Annotated in this window: 14 protein-coding genes and 1 pseudogene; 9 read left to right on the forward strand and 6 right to left on the reverse strand. The window is 76.0% G+C overall.

Features of this window, described 5'->3' with window-relative positions; genetic code table 11:
• Positions 1 to 116: 116 nt before the first annotated feature.
• From egtD to egtA, 4 genes are read right to left on the reverse strand one after another with little or no spacing between them, the layout of a single operon-like run.
• Positions 117 to 1079, reverse strand: a complete 963-nt coding sequence (egtD, locus tag AB0L29_RS00185; protein ID WP_365821652.1) for an L-histidine N(alpha)-methyltransferase — start codon at positions 1077 to 1079, stop codon at positions 117 to 119.
• Entirely contained in the window at positions 1076 to 1945 is an 870-nt protein-coding gene (gene egtC, locus AB0L29_RS00190) for an ergothioneine biosynthesis protein EgtC (protein WP_365821654.1), read from the reverse strand. The genes egtD and egtC overlap by 4 nt, the downstream gene beginning before the upstream one ends.
• Positions 1945 to 3324, reverse strand: coding sequence for an ergothioneine biosynthesis protein EgtB (gene egtB / locus AB0L29_RS00195; RefSeq protein ID WP_365821656.1), 1380 nt, complete (start codon positions 3322 to 3324; stop codon positions 1945 to 1947). The genes egtC and egtB overlap by 1 nt, the downstream gene beginning before the upstream one ends.
• Positions 3321 to 4631, reverse strand: a complete 1311-nt coding sequence (gene egtA, locus AB0L29_RS00200; protein ID WP_365821658.1) for an ergothioneine biosynthesis glutamate--cysteine ligase EgtA — start codon at positions 4629 to 4631, stop codon at positions 3321 to 3323. The genes egtB and egtA overlap by 4 nt, the downstream gene beginning before the upstream one ends.
• Before the next feature lie 306 nt (positions 4632 to 4937).
• Here egtA and AB0L29_RS00205 point away from each other — a divergent pair, with 306 nt between their 5' ends.
• On the forward strand, positions 4938 to 5774 hold the full coding sequence (locus AB0L29_RS00205) for a TIGR02452 family protein (RefSeq protein ID WP_365821660.1): 837 nt from the start codon (positions 4938 to 4940) through the stop codon (positions 5772 to 5774).
• 13 nt (positions 5775 to 5787) lie between these two features.
• Here AB0L29_RS00205 and AB0L29_RS00210 read toward each other — a convergent pair whose 3' ends face one another.
• Positions 5788 to 6234 carry a type II toxin-antitoxin system PemK/MazF family toxin gene (locus AB0L29_RS00210; RefSeq protein WP_365821662.1) on the reverse strand — a complete coding sequence of 149 codons (447 nt, stop codon included), beginning with the start codon at positions 6232 to 6234 and terminating at the stop codon, positions 5788 to 5790.
• 247 nt (positions 6235 to 6481) lie between these two features.
• Between AB0L29_RS00210 and AB0L29_RS00215 the strand changes: the two genes are divergently transcribed.
• The 3 genes from AB0L29_RS00215 to AB0L29_RS00225 all read left to right on the forward strand — a co-directional run bounded on the left by AB0L29_RS00215 (position 6482) and on the right by AB0L29_RS00225 (position 10669).
• Positions 6482 to 9268, forward strand: coding sequence for a SpoIIE family protein phosphatase (locus AB0L29_RS00215; protein ID WP_365821664.1), 2787 nt, complete (start codon positions 6482 to 6484; stop codon positions 9266 to 9268).
• Positions 9269 to 9404: 136 nt separating this feature from the next.
• Positions 9405 to 9548, forward strand: a complete 144-nt coding sequence (locus tag AB0L29_RS00220) for a hypothetical protein (protein ID WP_365821666.1) — start codon at positions 9405 to 9407, stop codon at positions 9546 to 9548.
• Complete coding sequence (locus AB0L29_RS00225) at positions 9548 to 10669, forward strand: amidinotransferase (protein WP_365821668.1); 1122 nt, start codon at positions 9548 to 9550, stop codon at positions 10667 to 10669. The genes AB0L29_RS00220 and AB0L29_RS00225 overlap by 1 nt, the downstream gene beginning before the upstream one ends.
• 79 nt (positions 10670 to 10748) lie before the next feature.
• Here AB0L29_RS00225 and AB0L29_RS00230 read toward each other — a convergent pair whose 3' ends face one another.
• Complete coding sequence (locus tag AB0L29_RS00230) at positions 10749 to 11945, reverse strand: hypothetical protein (protein WP_365821670.1); 1197 nt, start codon at positions 11943 to 11945, stop codon at positions 10749 to 10751.
• A gap of 91 nt (positions 11946 to 12036) precedes the next feature.
• On the opposite strand from AB0L29_RS00230, the gene AB0L29_RS00235 reads away from it, so the two are divergent.
• The 5 genes and pseudogenes from AB0L29_RS00235 to amiA all read left to right on the forward strand — a co-directional run bounded on the left by AB0L29_RS00235 (position 12037) and on the right by amiA (position 16290).
• Positions 12037 to 13014: an ABC transporter substrate-binding protein gene (locus tag AB0L29_RS00235; protein WP_365821672.1), complete on the forward strand. Its 978-nt coding sequence runs from the start codon at positions 12037 to 12039 to the stop codon at positions 13012 to 13014.
• 113 nt (positions 13015 to 13127) lie between these two features.
• Positions 13128 to 14273, forward strand: a complete 1146-nt coding sequence (locus AB0L29_RS00240; protein WP_365822649.1) for an iron ABC transporter permease — start codon at positions 13128 to 13130, stop codon at positions 14271 to 14273.
• Between the two features lie 14 nt (positions 14274 to 14287).
• Entirely contained in the window at positions 14288 to 15277 is a 990-nt protein-coding gene (locus tag AB0L29_RS00245; RefSeq protein ID WP_365822651.1) for an iron chelate uptake ABC transporter family permease subunit, read from the forward strand.
• Between the two features lie 19 nt (positions 15278 to 15296).
• A pseudogene (locus tag AB0L29_RS00250) lies at positions 15297 to 16119 on the forward strand (ABC transporter ATP-binding protein).
• 57 nt (positions 16120 to 16176) lie between these two features.
• The gene (gene amiA / locus AB0L29_RS00255) at positions 16177 to 16290 is read left to right on the forward strand and encodes a streptamidine family RiPP (RefSeq protein ID WP_241270818.1); all 114 of its coding nucleotides are present in this window, start codon (positions 16177 to 16179) and stop codon (positions 16288 to 16290) included.
• Positions 16291 to 16338: the final 48 nt, after the last annotated feature.

The following is a 16338-nucleotide window of genomic DNA, read 5'->3' on the forward strand; positions in this document are numbered from 1 at the left end:
GGGACACCCGCCCCGGGTCCACGCCGGGTCCCGCCCCGGGTTCACACCGGGTCGCGCCCCGGGTTCACGCCTGGGTCCCGCCCCGGGTCCACGCCGGGCCCGGGGCGGGACCCGTCTCAGCGGGCCACGCTCAGCGACAGGGCGAAACGGCCCTCCCGGTCCGTCCACCAGCGGACCGGCTCCAGGCCCGCCGTGCGCAGTTCGGCCCGTACCCCCTCCTCGCGGAACTTCGCCGAGACCTCGGTGCGCAGTTCCTCGCCCGCCGCGAAGTCGACGGCGAGGTCGAGCGCGGGCACCTTCACCGTCTGCGCGCCGCGGGAGCGCAGCCGCATCTCGATCCACTCGTGCCCCGCGTCCCACAGCGCGACGTGGTCGAAGGCGGCGGGGTCGAAGTCGGCACCCAGCTCCCGGTTGACGACGGCCAGGACGTTCCTGTTGAACGCGGCCGTCACCCCGGCCGCGTCGTCGTAGGCCCGGACCAGCACCCGCTCGTCCTTGACCAGGTCCGTGCCGAGCAGCAGGGCGTCGCCCGGGGAGAGCAGGGCGCGCACGGAGGCCAGGAACGCGGCGCGCTCGGCGGGCAGCAGGTTGCCGATCGTGCCGCCGAGGAACGCCACCAGCCGGGGACCCGGCGTGTCCGGCAGGGTCAGCTCCGCCGTGAAGTCGGCGATCAGGGCGTGCACCTCCAGTCCCGGCCGTTGCGCGGCGAGCGCCCGCCCCGCCCGGGTGAGGGCGCTCTCGCTGACGTCGACGGGGACGTAGGTGCGCAGGCCGGTGAGGGCGTCGAGCAGGTGCCGCGTCTTCTCGGACGAGCCTGAGCCCAGTTCCACCAGGGTGCGGGCGCCGGTGGCCGCGGCGATCTCGCCGGAGCGCGTGAGGAGGATCTCGCGCTCGGCGCGCGTCGGGTAGTACTCGGGCAGCTCGGTGATCCTCTCGAAGAGCTCGCTGCCGTGCGCGTCGTAGAACCACTTCGGCGGCAGCGTCTTGGGCGTGCGCGTCAGGCCCTGGAGGACGTCGGCGCGCAGGGCGGCGCCCGTGGCGTCCTCGGGCAGCGTGCGGGTGAGACGGAACGGACTCACGTGCGGGGCTCCTTCGCGGGTGCGGGTGCGAGGGCGTCGCCGGACGCCGTGCCGGGCGCGGGCTTCCCGGCCGGGAAACCCCCGAGCGGGGGCTCCCCGGCCGTGCGCCCTTCGTCCGGCGGCTCCTTGAGCGGTGTGAGCAGCACGTCCGTGCGGCTCGCCGCGAGCAGGGTCCGGTCGGGGACCTCCCGCCAGTGCGGGTCGTCGTCGTACGGCTCGGAGGCCACGACGGTGCCGCCGCCGGGCCGGGCGAGGTACCACAGGGTGTCGCCCCAGGCGGTCGCGGTGACGGTCTCGCCGTCGGTGAGGAGCAGGTTGAGCCGGGATCCGGGGGCCGCCGCGGCGACCTCCAGCACCGTGTCGGCGAGCGCCTGCCCCTGCTCGTCGCCGCCGCGCAGCCGGGCCAGCACCAGCGCCCACACGAGCGCGGAGTCGTTGCGGGCCTCCAGCGACAGCAGGTCCTCGGGCGGCAGGCCCCGGGCCACCGGGGCCAGCGAGCCGGGCCAGCCCGCGACCGCCCCGTTGTGGCTGAACAGCCAGGGCCCCGCGGCGAACGGCGCCGCCGCGGCCTCCGCGTCGGCACCCGCCAGCGTCGCGTCGCGCACCGCGGCGAGCAGCGCGGTGGTCCGCACGACCCGGGCGAGATCGGCGAAGGACAGGTCCGCCCAGACCGGCCCGGCCCGCCGGTAGCGGGCCGGCGCCGGGTCGCCCTGCGCGTACCAGCCCACCCCGAAACCGTCGGCGTTGACCGTCCCGTACCGCTGCCGCCGTGGCGCCCACGACTGCCGGTACAGGCCGTGCGGCGGCTCCACGAGGAGCCGGCCCAGCGGCTCCCCGGGGCCCACGTACGCCACGTGCCGGCACATCAGACGTCCCCCGAGCGGGCGGTGCGGAACCCGGAGAAGATCTGCCGCCGGACCGGGTGGTCCCAGTTGCGGAAGGTGCCCCGGCAGGCCACCGGGTCCACGGCGAACGAACCGCCGCGCAGCACCTTGTACCCGGAACCGAAGAACACCTCCGAGTACTCCCGGTACGGGAACGCGCGAAAGCCCGGGTACGGCAGGAAGTCGCTCGCCGTCCACTCCCACACGTCGCCGATCAACTGCCGTACGCCCAAGGGCGACTCACCGGCCGGATAGCTCCCCGCGGGCGCCGGGCGCAGGTGCCGCTGGCCGAGGTTGGCGTGCTCGGGCGCCGGGTCGGCGTCCCCCCAGGGGTAGCGCATCGAGCGGTCGGCGGACGGGTCGTACCGGGCAGCCTTCTCCCACTCCGCCTCGGTGGGCAGCCGCCGCCCGTCCCAGCGGGCGTAGGCGTCGGCCTCGTACCAGCACACGTGCAGCACCGGCTCGTCGGGCGGCACCACCTCGGTGACGCCGAAGCGGCGCCGCAGCCACTGCCCGCCGTCGCGGTGCCAGAACAGCGGTGCGGTGAGGGAGTGCCTGCGGATGTGCGCCCAGCCCCGCGGCGTCCACCAGCGCGGGTCGTCGTAGCCGCCGTCCTCGATGAACGCCTGGTAGGCGGCGTTCGTCACCGGCGTGGTGTCGATGTAGAAGGGCGGCACCTCGCGCCGGTGCGCGGGGCGTTCGTTGTCCAGGGCCCACGGCTCGTCCGAGGTGCCCATCGTGAACGGGCCGCCGGGGACCAGGACTTCGGACGGGCCGGTGAACAGGGGCACCGGGTCCGGGTCCGGGGCGGTCAGCGCCTGCGGGCCCGTGCGGAGCTGATGGGTGATCAGCATCGTCTCGTCGTGCTGCTGTTCGTGCTGGGCGATCATCCCGAAGGCGAAACCGGCCCGCGTCAGCCGCGTCCCGTCGAACGCGGTGCCCTCCAGCACCTCCAGCGCCCGCTCGCGGACGTCGGCCGCGTACCGGCGTGCCTCGTCCGGCGGGAGCAGCGGCAGCCTGGGGCGTTCGGCGCGCGGGTGCTCGAAGGCGTCGTACAGGCTGTCGATCTCGGGCCGTATCGCCTCCTGCCCGGCGACCGCCCGCAGCAGCCACTGCTCCTCCTGGTTGCCGATGTGGGCGAGGTCCCACACCAGGGGCGACATCAGCGGCGAGTGCTGTGCGGTCAGGTCCGGGTCGTCCACGCAGGAGGTCAGCAGCGTGGTGCGGTCGCGGGCGGTGGTCAGCGAGGCGACCGCGCGCTCGCGCAGGGCGGCGGCGTCCGCGGCGCCGGGCGCGGCGCCGGTGCCGGGCGCCGGGCGGGTGTCCCGGGCGGGGCCGGGGTCCGGGGCGGGACCGGTCATGGGTGGATGTCCTTCCCGTGCGAGGGCTTCCCGGGGCGGTCCGTGCCGCTCAGCCGGTCGAGCAGGTCGTCCGCGGGGCAGCGTCCCCGCAGGACGTAGCGGTCCTGGTGGGCCGCGACGGCGTCCGTGACCTCGGTGGTGGCGCCGAGCCGGGGCAGGGCCGACAGCGCCGCCCGGAAACAGGCGACGGCGACCTCGCGCAGCTCGGGATCGGCCAGGCCGTACCGGGCCGCGTCCCGCCACAGCGGGTTGTGCGGCGCGGGCGCTCCCGCGGCCCGCTCGGCCAGCGGCTTCACCGCCCGGTAGGCGGTCTCGGAGGCCTCCTGGTCGTCGAACAGCGCGGCCGTCACGGCCAGCGGCACGATCCAGCCGTCGTCGCCGGGCTGCGCGTCGATCATGCGCAGTTCGAGGTGGCCGCGCGGCCTGACCGGCGGGAACAGCGTCGTGAGGTGGTAGTCCAGGTCCTCTCGGGTGGGCGGCCGGGGCGCCCGCGACCTGGTCCACTCCCGGAAGGTCAGCCCTTCGGGGACCTCCCAGGGACCGTCGTCCCGCCGTACGCACATCACCGGGGCGTCCAGCACGTGCCGGGCCCAGGCGCCGCGCGGGTCGGCGTCCAGCGGGGGGCCGCCCGCCCGGCCGGCGCCGATCTCCGCCCACCGCAGCTGCCGGGTGGACAGCCAGCCCGTGGGCCGCCGGGCGGCCATCGGCGAGTTGGCGAACGCCGCGACCAGGACCGCGCCCAGCTGGTGGGCCAGCCACCAGCGCCGTACGTGGCCGAGCGTGCCGGGCTCCTCGTACCCCGCGTCCACGCACACCTGGACCGAGGCCGAGGTGCACATCATGGCGCGGCCGGCCGGACCCGTGCGGTCGAGGCAGGCCTCCATGGCGTCGTAGCGGGGTTCGCGCAGGAAGCGGCGGGGCTCTTGCCAGGGGTCGTGGCCGATGCCGGCGAGCGCCAGGTCCTCCTCGCGCAGGACCGCGCGGACGGCGTCGAGGTCGGCGCGGACGGTGCCGACGCACTCCATCAGGGAGGCGGCGGGCGGCGAGCTCAGCTCCAGCTGGCCGCCGGGCTCGACGGTGAGCGCCGAGCCCAGGGGCACGGTCCGCAGTGCGGCGTAGGCCGCGTCGAGTCGTTCGGGGGTGACGGGGAGCTGCGGGGCGCGCAGCTCGTGGACGAGCCATTCCACCTCGACTCCGAGGCGGCGGGGCGGTCCGGTCTTGAAGCAGATGCCCCTGACCAGGGCCTCCACCTCGGCTTCGGAGATGGGGGTGGGTAGCTCCGTACAGCCGCTCGTCGATTCGGACATGTCGGGATCCTCCTGAGATTCCACCATGCCGCCGGCCCGGAATCCGGAGGAGTCCGGGCCGGCCTCACCCGTCCCACCCAAGACGCTCATGACGCTCGGCACAAGGGTGCGTCCCGGGCCTGTGATCCGCGCTCGCCGGCCGTTCCCGGCGTCTTCCCCGGGCGTCGGCCGGTTCCCGGACCACGCGTGCGCGGGGCTCCGGGAAACCCGGTTGCCCCGCAGGACCAGCATCGCCCAGGATGCGGGCATGAGCACGACGGGGGAGGCCGGGCACCGCGCGGCCGCGGCGCGTACGGGGGTCGCGCCGTGAGCGCGCGGCTGCGCGGCATCGCGCAGGAGACCGGGCGGATCGTGGCCGCGGGGGCCTACCGCGCGCCGGGCGGGCACGAGGTGCCGATCGCGGCGGCCGTCGAGGCGGCGCGCGAGGGCACGCGGACGTACGGGCCGGGACCGGTGCGGGTGGCGCCGGCCGCCGCGGGGGACACGCTCTTCGAGGTCACGGGGGAGAGCAGTCTGGAGGCAGCCCGCCGGCTCGGCGGTGACGGCGGCGGTGACGTGGCGGTGCTGAACTTCGCCTCGGCGCGCAACCCGGGCGGCGGTTACCTCAACGGCGCCCAGGCGCAGGAGGAGGCCCTGTGCCGGGCCTCCGCGCTGTACACCTGCCTGCTGCGGGCCCGCGGGTTCTACGACCACCACCGCGCCCACCGCGACCCGTTCTACACCGACCGCGTCATCCACTCACCCGCCGTGCCCGTCTTCCGCGACGACCGCGGCCGGCTGCTGGACGCGCCGTACACCGCGGGCTTCCTGACCGCCGCCGCACCGAACGCCAGCGTGGTCCTGCGGACGGCGCCGCAGCGCGCGGGCGAACTGCCGCGAGCCCTGGCGGTGCGCGCCGAGCGGGTGCTGGAGACGGCCGCCGCCCACGGCTACCGGCGGCTGGTGCTGGGCGCCTGGGGCTGCGGGGTCTTCCGCAACGACCCGGCGCAGGTCGCGGGCGCGTTCCGGACGCTGCTGGCGCCCGGCGGGCGGTTCGCCTCCGTCTTCGCGCACGTGGTGTTCGGCATCCTGGACCGCACGCCGGGCGGCGCCGTCCGGGCGGCGTTCGTCCGGGCGTTCCCGGAGCGCCGGCCCGGCCGCTGAGCCCCGGCGGACCTCAGCTCCAGCCGTACCGCTCCCGCAGCCGGTGCCGGACCGCGTCGAACCGCGTCCGGTCCAGGGCGCACGCCTCCCGGCGCATGCCGGCCTCGTGCAGCCGCAGCACCCGGTCCACGTCGACCCACGACTCCCGGCCCGACCGGTCCCACGGCCCGCTGCCGATCGGGACCCACTCCCGGTCGCCGTCGTGCCGCCTGCTGGACAGCTGCACGGCGAGGAAGGTGCCGGCGGCCTCCCGGGCGACGACGAGCACCGGGCGGTCCTTGCCCCGGCCGTCGTTCTCCTCGAACGGCACCCAGGTCCAGACGATCTCCCCGGGGTCCGGGTCGCCGTCGCGCGCGGGCGAGTACTCGGTGCGCACCCGGCCCACCCGGCGGGGGTCGGCCTCGGTGGTGGCAAAGGGCCCGTGGCGGCCGGGGGTGCCGTCGGCGGTCGTCGCGTTCACAGCCGTACCGTACGGGACGGCCGGGCGCGGACCCGCACGCGGGCGGCCGGGCCGCCTCGCCGTCCCCGGCGAGGCGGCGGGAGCGCGCCCCGGCGGCCGGAGGCGGCCGGCCCGCCCGCGACGCCCATGCCGGCCCGCCCGCGACGCCGGCACCCCGAGCGCGGTGTGCGCACGCCCGCGGCCGGCCGGGGTGCCCGCGCCGGCGCACCGGTCGCCCGCAAAGGAGGCAAAGTGTTAGAAAGGCGACATGAGTCGACGTTCCCGCCGGCCCGGGGCGAGATCCTCGCCGCCGCCCGGCGAACGGCGGTCGCCCGATCCGTCCCGTCGCCCGGGCAGGGCACGGCGTCCGCCGGGACGTCATCTCCCGGCGTCCCTGAGCATCCGCACGCTCGCCGCGCAGGTCTTCCTGCTGCAGGCCCTGATCATGCTGGTGCTCGTCGCGGCGGCGGCCGCCGCCCTGGTGGTGCAGGGGCGGTACGACGGCGAGCGCAACGCCCGCAACCGCTCCCTGGCCGCGGCGGAGGCCTTCGCGCGCGCCCCCGGCACGACGGCCGCGCTGCAGTCGCCGGACCCGACGGCACGCCTGCAGACGGCGGTGCAGAGCGTCAGACGCGGATCCGGCGTCGACTTCGTCGCCGTGCTGAACGCGGACGGGGTGCGGCTGGCCGACTCCGCCCCCGAGCTGATCGGCACCAAGGCGGAGGGCGTCGGCCGGGCCGCGGCGGGGGAGACGTTCACCGAGACCCTCCAGGCCGAGCCGGACGACGCCGTGCGCGCGGTCGCGCCCGTGCGGGACGCGGGCGGACGCGTGATCGGCATGGTCAGCGCCGGGGTCCGGTTCGAGACCCTCGGCCACGTGCTCAACGAGCAGGCGCCGATGCTGATGGTCTCGACGGCGGTGGCGCTGGCGCTCGCCACCGGGGGCACGGCCCTGGTCGGCCGGCGGCTGCTGCGGCAGACCCACGGCCTGGGCCCCGCCGAGATGACCCGGATGTACGAGCACCACCACGCCGTGCTGCACGCGGTGCGCGAGGGGGTCCTGATCGTCGGCGACGGCCGGCTGGTGCTCGCCAACGACGAGGCGCGCCGGCTGCTGGACCTCCCGGCGGACGCCGACGGGCGCCAGGTCGCCGAGCTGGGGCTGGAACCCGGCCTGACACGGCTGCTGGCCTCCGACGAGGCCGTGTCCGACGAGGTCCTCCCGGCGGGCGAGCGGCTGCTGGCGGTCAACACCCGGCTCACCGCGCCCTACGGCGGCGGACAGGGCCTGGTGGCCACCTTCCGCGACACCACCGAGCTGCAGGCCCTGTCGGGCCAGGCCGAGGTGGCGCGCGGACGGCTGACGCTGCTGTACGAGGCGGGTGTGCGGATCGGCACCACGCTCGACGTGCGGCGTACCGCGGAGGAGCTCGCCGACGTGGCGGTCCCGCGCATGGCCGACTTCGTCACCGTGGAGCTGCTCGACTCCGTGCTGCGGGGCGAGGAACCCACCGGCGCCGTGCAGCGGATGCGGCGCACCGCTCTGCGCGGGGCCCGGGCCGGGCACCCGTTGCAGCCGGTGGGGGACCTGATCCAGTTCGTGGTGGCCGACACGCCGATGGTGTCCGCGCTGCAGCGCGGCAAGGCCGTGCTCGTGCCGGACCTGTACACCGCGCGGGACTGGCGGGCCCAGGACCCCGAGGGGGCGCGCCAGGCGCTGGACTACGGCATCCACTCCCTGATCACGGTGCCCCTGCGGGCCCGGGGGGTGGTCCTCGGCATGGTCAACTTCTGGCGGGGCGCCGGCTCGCCGCGGTTCGAGGAGGAGGACATCGCCGTCGCCGAGGAGCTGGTGGCCCGGGCGGCCGTCGCGATCGACAACGCGCGCCGGTACTCCCGCGAGCACGCCATGGCGGTGACCCTGCAGCGCAGCCTGCTGCCCCGGGACCTTCCCGACCAGGACGCGCTGGAGATCGCCTGGCGCTACCTGCCGGCGCGGTCCGGGGTGGGCGGCGACTGGTTCGACGTCATCCCCCTGTCCGGCTTCCGGGTGGCGCTCGTCGTCGGCGACATCGTGGGGCACGGGCTGCACGCCGCCGTGACCATGGGCCGCCTGCGGACCGCCGTGCTGAACTTCTCCTCCCTGGACCTGTCGCCGGACGAACTGCTCGGCCACCTCGACGAGATGGTGACGAACCTGGACGCGCAGACGGCGACCGCCGACGGCGACCGCGCACCGCTGACCGGCGCCACCTGCCTGTACGCGATCTACGACCCGGTCGGCGGGCGCTGCACCCTCTCCCGCGCCGGGCACGTCGCGCCGGCCGTGGTGGACCCGCGGGGCGGGGTCACCTTCCCCGACCTCCCGCTGTCACCGCCCCTGGGCGTGGGCGGCCACCCCTTCGAGGCCGGCGAGCTGGACCTGCCCGAGGGCAGCCGGCTCGTCCTGTTCACGGACGGCCTGGTCGAGCACCGCGGACAGGACATCGACGACGGCCTGGAGAGGCTGCGCGCCGCCGTGGCCCGTCCGGACCGGAGCGCGGAGGAGACCTGCCGCGTCCTCGTGGAGAGGATGCTGCCCGAGCGCCCGGGCGACGACGTGGTGCTGCTGGTCGCCCGGACACGGGTGCTCGACCCGTCGCGGGTCGCGGCCTGGGACGTGCCGTCCGACGTGCGGGCCGTCTCCCGGGTCCGCACGGACGTGAGCCGCCGGCTGGCCGACTGGGGCCTGGAGGAGACGGCGTTCGCCACCGAACTGATCCTCAGCGAGCTCCTCACCAACGCGATCCGGTACGGCGCGCCGCCCGTCCGCGTCAGGATGCTGCTGGGGCGCACGCTGATCTGCGAGGTGTCGGACGGCAGCAACACCTCCCCCCGGCTGCGGCGGGCGGCCACCACCGACGAGGGGGGCCGCGGCCTGTTCCTGGTCTCCCAGTTCGCCGACCGGTGGGGCACCCGCTACGTGGCGAAGGGGAAGGTGATCTGGGCCGAACAGACCCTGGGCCGCGCCCCGTACCCGGACGCGACCGCGCTGATCGACGAGATGGCCTGGTGACCCGGGCCGGGCCCGTGGGGCGGGCCGGTGGCGCGGGCACGGCCGGGGGCATCGACGCGGACGGCCTCGCGTCGTGACTTTGAGTGATGTCTCGGATACATTTGACGACTCGTCTCCGCGGTCGAAAGTGGTGGACATGATGGTGGACGTGGCGGTGGTGGACATGGCGGCGGGCACGGCGGTGGCGCACGAGGCGGCGGGCACGGCGGTGCTGGACGGCCCCGGTCCGGCGGCGGCCGGCGGCGGGGCCGGTGCGCGGACCGCGGGGGACGGCTCCTGATGGCGGCGCCCGCGGTCGCGGCCGACAGCGCGGCGGACCCCCTCGTCTCGCCGGTCAACTCGCACAACGAGTGGGATCCGCTGGAGGAGATCATCGTCGGGCGCCTCGACGGCGCGACGATCCCCTCCAGGCATCCGGTCGTCGCCTGCAACATGCCGCCCTGGGCGGCGCGCCTGCAGGGGCTCGCGGCCGGCGTCCGGTATCCGCGCCCGCTCGTCGAGCGGGCGCAGGAGGAGCTCGACGGGTTCGTCGCCCTGCTGGAGTCCCTCGGCGTCACGGTCAGGCGCCCGGACCCGGTCGACCACAGGCGCCGCTTCGGCACCCCCGACTGGTCCTCGCGCGGCTTCTGCAACACCTGTCCGCGGGACAGCATGCTCGTGATCGGCGACGAGATCATCGAGACCCCGATGGCGTGGCCGTGCCGCTATTTCGAGACACACTCCTACCGCGCGGTCCTCAAGGACTACTTCCGGCGCGGCGCCCGCTGGACGGCGGCCCCCAGGCCGCAGCTCACCGACGAACTCTTCGACGCCGGCTTCCGCGTCCCCGGGGCCGGCGAGCCCATGCGCTACATCCTCACCGAGTTCGAGCCGGTCTTCGACGCGGCCGACTTCGTGCGGGCGGGACGCGACCTGTTCGTGACGCGGAGCAACGTCACCAACCGGATGGGCATCGACTGGCTGCGCCGCCACCTCGGACCCGGCTACCGCATCCACGAGGTGGAGAGCCGCTGCCGCACGCCCATGCACATCGACACCACCTTCGTCCTGCTCGCGCCCGGCAAGGTGCTGGTCAACCCCGAGTACGTCGACGTGGACCGGCTGCCGGACGTCCTGGGGTCCTGGGACGTCCTGGTCGCCCCCGAGCCCGACCCGATCGAGGACCGCCTGCTGAGGGTCACCTCGATGTGCGGCAGGTGGCTCAGCATGAACGTCCTGATGATCGACGAGAAGCGGGTGATCGCGGAGCGGCACCACACCGGCATGCTGCGCGCGCTGGAGAAGTGGGGGTTCGAGCCGATCCCGTGCGACCTGCTGCACTACGCGCCGTTCGGCGGCTCGTTCCACTGCGCGACGCTCGACGTCCGGCGACGCGGCACGCTCGCCTCGTACGTCGACTGACCGCCCGATCGCCCGATCGCCCGACTGCCCGGCGCTCAATCGCCCGGCTGCCCGGCCGATGCGCCGGCCGGCCGGGGCCTCACCGGCCGACGGGGTCGCCCTCCGCGCCGTCGTCCGGGGTGCGCAGCATCGCGTGACCGCCGTGCTGCAAGGGCGTGCCCGGCCGCAGGCGGGCGGCCTCCTCGCCCGTGCGGGCGTCGAAGACGTGGACCTCGCCGTGGCCGCCGCGGGTGACGGCGACCCAGTCGGCGGCCGGTGACGCGGCCACCGCGCGGCGCTGGACGCCCTCCCAGGGGGTGCCGCCGCGGCGCGGGGCGCCGTCCATGGCGGGAAGGGGGACGCGGCGGAGGCTCCCGCCGGTGTCCAGCAGGAGCAGTTCGTCGCCGTCCGGGTGGACGCGGGTGAACGCGGTGCGGTCCCTGGCGAGGGCCAGCCGGAACACCAGGCCGGTGCCGAGCTCCGTCCGGGTCGTGCGGTCCCCGTCCAGGTCGTGGCGCCAGGCGTGGTTGGTCCACTCCGGCCAGCGCAGGGGGTCGGCGGGGCCGCCCCGCAGCGTCGACCACAGGGTCCGCCGCAGCGGATCGAGGCGCAGGTACCAGCCGCGGGCGGGCGAGCCCCACGGGATCACCCCGTCCGGGGCGAGGGTGCCGCCCTCCCGCCGCGCCCGGTGCACTCCCTCGCCCGTCGCCGCGAACACCCGGCCGCAGTGCGGCGCCTGGGCGTCCCCGTGGCCGTCGTCCGGCAGCGGCAGCCGCGCGTGCGGCGTGACCGGCGGGCAGCCGGGCGGCGCGGCGAGCAGGTCGGCGAACCGGTGGACGGCCAGTGCCCCGGGCTCCCGGTGCCGCAGGACGACGAGGGGATCGCCGCCGCCGAGCACCGTCACGCCCGGCTCGCCCACGCGCACGCGCACCCGCGCCGCGTCCCCGGTGACGAGGTCGGCGACCGTCAGCAGGTCCGACCACGGCTCCCCGTTCCTGCCGAGGCCCGTGGTGACGGCCACCCACCGGCCGGACGGGTCGCAGGCCAGGTGCTCGGCCGGCACGGCGACCGGGAGCGCGGCGACCACCGGCTCGGCTCCGAACGGGTCGAGCACCAGCAGTTCGCCCCTGCGGTCGTCGACGCAGGCCACCCGGCCGCCCGGCAGGGCCAGGAACCCGGCGTGCTCGGAGAGGTGACGGCCGCTGAGGCGGTGCGCCTCGACGCCGTCCGGCACGGTCAGCACGTGGACGGACCCCGCCACGTGGTCGGAGAGGAGCAGGCGCGGGCCGGCGGTCATGGCGAACCTCCAGGAACGGAAGCAGATTATGAAAATGATTATCATGTATCTTCAAGGGGTTCCGAGACCCTGAGAAGAATCGAGGGCATCGATGCTCCGCTCACCGTCGACACTCGTCCGAGCCTGGATCGCCGCCGCGCTGGCCGGTTCGGTCCTGGCCGGATGCGGCACCTCCACCGAACCCGCGGGTCAGAAGGCCGCGGCGGCCGGCCCCAGGACGGACGTCGCCGTGGAACCCATCAAGGCGACACGGGAGTTGACCGACGCGAACGGCGTGAAGATCTCCCTCCGCGAGGAACCGCGGCGCATCGTCTGCCTGTTCGCGCTGTGCGACGACATCCTGACCGAACTGGGCATCGTGCCCACGGCCACCAACAGCGCCCTCCTCGCCCACCCCGGCTTCCTGGGCGAGAAGAAGGCGAAGGAGGTCGAGGTGATTCCCGGCGGGTTCATCGCCCCCGAGGTGGAGGCGATCCTCTCCCACAAGCCCGACCTCGTGATCGGCCTGCAGGACACGCACGGCAAGCTCGCCCCGGCCCTGAAGGACGCCACCACCTTCTGGCCCATGCAGCCCGAGACCTGGCAGGACAGCGTGGGCTACCTGCGCGACGTCGCCGCCCTCACCGGCCGTACCGCCGAGGGGGAGAAGGCGGAGAAGGCCTTCCGCACCAAGCTCGCCCGGGCCGAGCGGGCCAGGAGCGACCGGACGGCGCTGATCATCTACGGCAGCGACGAGAACTTCGGCGTCGCCGCCCCCGAGGCGGACGTGGCCGCCAGCCTGTTCCCCAAGCTCGCCGACTACCCCTGGAAGTCCCGCGGCGTGGAGGGGAGTTACAGCCTGGAGGAGATCCTCGCCCGCGACGTCGACGTGCTGTTCGTCGAGACGATGAGCTTCGGCGAGGCGGACGGCAAGCTGTCGCAGAAGCTGGCGAAGAACCCCCTGTGGAAGAAGATCCCGGCGGTCAGGAACGGCGCCGTCCACGAAGTGGACTCCGAGGTGTGGGCGAAGGGCCGCGGCACCCGCTCGCTCGGCATCGTCCTCGACGAGGCCACGGCCGCACTGCGGTGAGCGCCCCCGCCACCACGCGGACGCCGCCGGGGGACGCCGCACCGGGAAAGGCGCGGTCCGCACGCCGTCCGCGGCCCGGCGCACGAGGGCGGCTCCCCGTCCTGGCCGGGCTGCTGCTGGCCGCCTCCGTCTGCGCGCTGAGCCTGGGAACGCCCGCCGTGCCGCCGCACCGGCTGCCCGCGGCCCTGCTGGAGGGGGACACCACCCTCGCCGGCGTCGTCGTCACCGAACTGCGCGTGCCGCGCCTGCTGCTGGCGCTGGTCGCCGGGGCCTGCCTGGGCGCGGCCGGGCTCGTCCTGCAGGAGGCGCTGCGCAACCCCCTGGCCGTTCCCGAGATGCTCGGCGTGTCCTCCGGGGCGGCCCTGGGGGTGGCCGCGCCGCTGGTGCTGGCGGTGTCCATCCCGGCCGCCGTCCAGCCGCTGCTGGCCATCGGCGGTGCGGCGCTCGGCGGCGGGCTCACCCTGCTCGCCGCCGGACTGGGGCGCAGCCCGTCCGCCGTGCTGCTCACCGGGGCGGCGGTCGCCGCCGCCCTGCAGGCCGCGCTGCTCGTGCTGATGGTGCTGGCCGACCAGCTCGACCTCCAGCTGATCTACCGCTACCTGCTCGGCTCGCTGTCCGCCCGCACCTGGGAGGACGTGACCGGCCTGGGGCCCTGGCTGCTCGTCGCGGTGCCCGCGCTCGTGCTGTGCGCGCCGGTGCTCTCGGTGCTGCGGCTGGGGGACGAGGACGCCGAGGCGCTCGGCGTGCGCGTCCGGCGGGCCCGCTCGGCCGCGCTGGCCATCGCCGTCCTGCTGATCGCACCCGTGACGGCCGTGTGCGGGCCGGTGGCGTGGGTCGGGTTCCTCGCGCCGCACCTGGCGCGGCGCCTCGCCCCGGGCGACGGCGCGGTGCGCTGGCTGCCCTGGTCGGCGGCGTGGGGTGCCGTCGTGGTGGCGGTGGCCGACGTCCCGGCCCGGCTGGCGCTGGCGCCCGTGGAGACCCCGGCCGGCGCCTGGACGGCTCTGCTCGGCGTCCCCGCCGGAGCCGCCCTGCTCCGGTCCGGGGGACGGCGCGGGCGCGGGGGCGGCGCGTCGCGCGCGGCGGGGCCCCGGTCCGGCGGCCGGGGGCGCGCCGCGGCGAGAGGCGTGGGGCTCCTGCTCGGCGGCCGGTGGCGTGCCGGGGCACCAACGGCGGTGCCCCGGCCCGGCGGTCCGGGGCGCGCCGCGCCGCCGGGGGCGGCGGGGGCCGGGGCGGCCGAGGGTGCGGAGGTGGCTCCGTGAAACGGCGTTTCGGGATGCTCGCCGTGCTCGTCGCCGTGTGCGCCGGTGCCGAACTGGTGGCCGGGCGGGGCATGTCCCCGGCCGTGGTCTGGGACGTCCTCGGCGGGGGAGGCGACGCGACGGAACGGCACATCCTGTTCCAGCTCCGCCTGCCCCGCCTGCTGGTGGCCCTCGGCGCGGGGGCGTGTCTCGGCGCCGCCGGGCTGGTCCTGCAGTCGGCCCTGCGCAATCCGCTCGCCGGGCCCGAGGTCACGGGTGTCACACCGGGGGCGGTGCTGGGTGCCGTCGCCGCGACCGGTCTCGGACTCGCGGGGTGGGAATCGCCCCTGGCCGTGGTCGTCGCCGCGTGCGCGGGCGGTCTGGCCGGGGCCGGGCTGCTGTGGCTGCTCGCCGGGCCCGGCCGCGGCGACCCGGAGCGGACCGCCGTGCACGGGGTGCTCGTGTCGGCGGTGCTCGGCGGGCTCACCGCCATGGTGCTCCTCGTCGCCCCGGGCGAACTCGGCAGCGTCGTCCAGTGGCTCGTCGGCACGACCGAGGGCCGGGTGTGGGAGCACTGGCACCTGCTGTGGCCGTGGGCGCTGGTCTGGGGGATCGCGGCCTGGCTGCTGGCGGGCCCGCTGACCCTGCTGCGCTGCGGGGACGACATCGCCACCGCCGCCGGCCTGGCCGCCGGGCGGGCCCGCGGGCTGGCCCTGCTGTGCGCGGTGGCGCTGACCGCGGGGGCGGTGGCCGCCGTCGGGGCGCTGGGGTTCGTCGGGCTGCTCGTGCCGCACCTGGCGACCGCCGTGTACGGCGCGGACCTGCGGGTGGCCCTGCCCGGCGCCGCCCTCGTGGGAGCGGCCGTGGTGGGCGGGGCGGACGCGGCCTCCCAGCTCGCCTCGCGGCTGCTGGCGCTCGCGCTGGACACCGGGCGGCTGACGCTGCCGGTCGGGGCGCTCACCACCTGCCTCGGGGCCGCGCTGCTGCTGGTCGTCGTGCGGCGTGCGCCGAACCGGACGTTCTGATGTCGACGAAGGACAGAGCATGACCGAACCCCTGGGGATCCACGTCGAGGGAGTCCACTTCGGCTACCCGGACCGCCCCGTGCTGCGCGGCGTCGACCTGAGTGTCGGCCCCGGCGAGCTGACCGCCCTCATCGGCCTCAACGGCTGCGGGAAATCGACCCTGTTGCGGCTGGCCGCCGGGCTGCTGCGGCCCGAGCGGGGACTCGTCCGGCTCGGCGGGGACGACCTGGCCCGGCTCTCCCGGCGCGCCACCGCCCGGCGGGTGGCGCTGCTGCACCAGTCCGCGCCGGCCGTCCCCGGCATGACGGTGCGCCAACTGGTCCGGCAGGGGCGGTACGCGGCCCGCGGCCCGCTCGGCATGCTGCGCGAGGGCGACGACCCCGTCGTGCGGCGCGCGCTGCGCGACGTCGGGGTGCAGGAGTGGGCCGAACGCCCCGTGGACGCGTTGTCCGGGGGCGAGCGGCAACGGGTCCGGCTCGCGATGGCGCTCGCCCAGGACACCCGCGTCCTGCTGCTCGACGAGCCGACCACCTACCTGGACCTGCACCACCAGCTCGACGTGCTGCAGACCGTGGTGCGGCTGCGCGAGGAGCGCCGGCTGACCGTCGTGATGGTGCTGCACGACCTGGCCCACGCGGCCCGGTTCGCCGAGCGGATCGTCGCGCTGCGGGACGGCCGTGTGGTGGCCGACGGGACGCCGCAGGAGGTCGTCACGCCGGGGCTGCTGGCCGACGTGCTGAAGGTGGCGGGCCGGGTGGGGCGGGACCCCGAGGGCGGCTGGCCGGTGTGTTACCCGGATCACCCCCTCACAGGGGTAGCGAAATGAAAATCATATTCATTAGAGTGGTGCATGGCGCTCAACAGAACGCCGTACCTCCCTTGTGAAGAAGGAGAATTCCATGGACAACGAGCAGGTCTTCGCCCCCATCGCCGACCCGGGCCAGCTGGCCCACGACTCGGCCTCCCACTCCAACGCCCTCGTCGAGAACCCCTTCGAGGACACCGAGGAGTAAGCGAGGACCGGACACCCCCCACCGTGGGCCCGCCCGCTGCCTTCCGGG

The sequence above is a fragment of the Streptomyces sp. NPDC052701 genome (assembly GCF_040678355.1).
Lineage (GTDB): Bacteria > Actinomycetota > Actinomycetes > Streptomycetales > Streptomycetaceae > Streptomyces.

Bases quoted from the DNA above. Each gene is read 5' to 3' on its own strand.
- egtA (WP_365821658.1), bottom strand. From the start codon at position 4,631: ATGTCCGAATCGACGAGCGGCTGTACGGAGCTACCCACCCCCATCTCC.
- AB0L29_RS00225 (WP_365821668.1), top strand. From the start codon at position 9,548: ATGGCGGCGCCCGCGGTCGCGGCCGACAGCGCGGCGGACCCCCTCGTC.
- amiA (WP_241270818.1), top strand. From the start codon at position 16,177: ATGGACAACGAGCAGGTCTTCGCCCCCATCGCCGACCCGGGCCAGCTG.
- egtB (WP_365821656.1), bottom strand. From the start codon at position 3,324: ATGACCGGTCCCGCCCCGGACCCCGGCCCCGCCCGGGACACCCGCCCG.
- AB0L29_RS00230 (WP_365821670.1), bottom strand. From the start codon at position 11,945: ATGACCGCCGGCCCGCGCCTGCTCCTCTCCGACCACGTGGCGGGGTCC.
- AB0L29_RS00220 (WP_365821666.1), top strand. From the start codon at position 9,405: ATGATGGTGGACGTGGCGGTGGTGGACATGGCGGCGGGCACGGCGGTG.
- AB0L29_RS00245 (WP_365822651.1), top strand. From the start codon at position 14,288: ATGCTCGCCGTGCTCGTCGCCGTGTGCGCCGGTGCCGAACTGGTGGCC.
- AB0L29_RS00235 (WP_365821672.1), top strand. From the start codon at position 12,037: ATGCTCCGCTCACCGTCGACACTCGTCCGAGCCTGGATCGCCGCCGCG.
- egtC (WP_365821654.1), bottom strand. From the start codon at position 1,945: ATGTGCCGGCACGTGGCGTACGTGGGCCCCGGGGAGCCGCTGGGCCGG.
- AB0L29_RS00215 (WP_365821664.1), top strand. From the start codon at position 6,482: ATGAGTCGACGTTCCCGCCGGCCCGGGGCGAGATCCTCGCCGCCGCCC.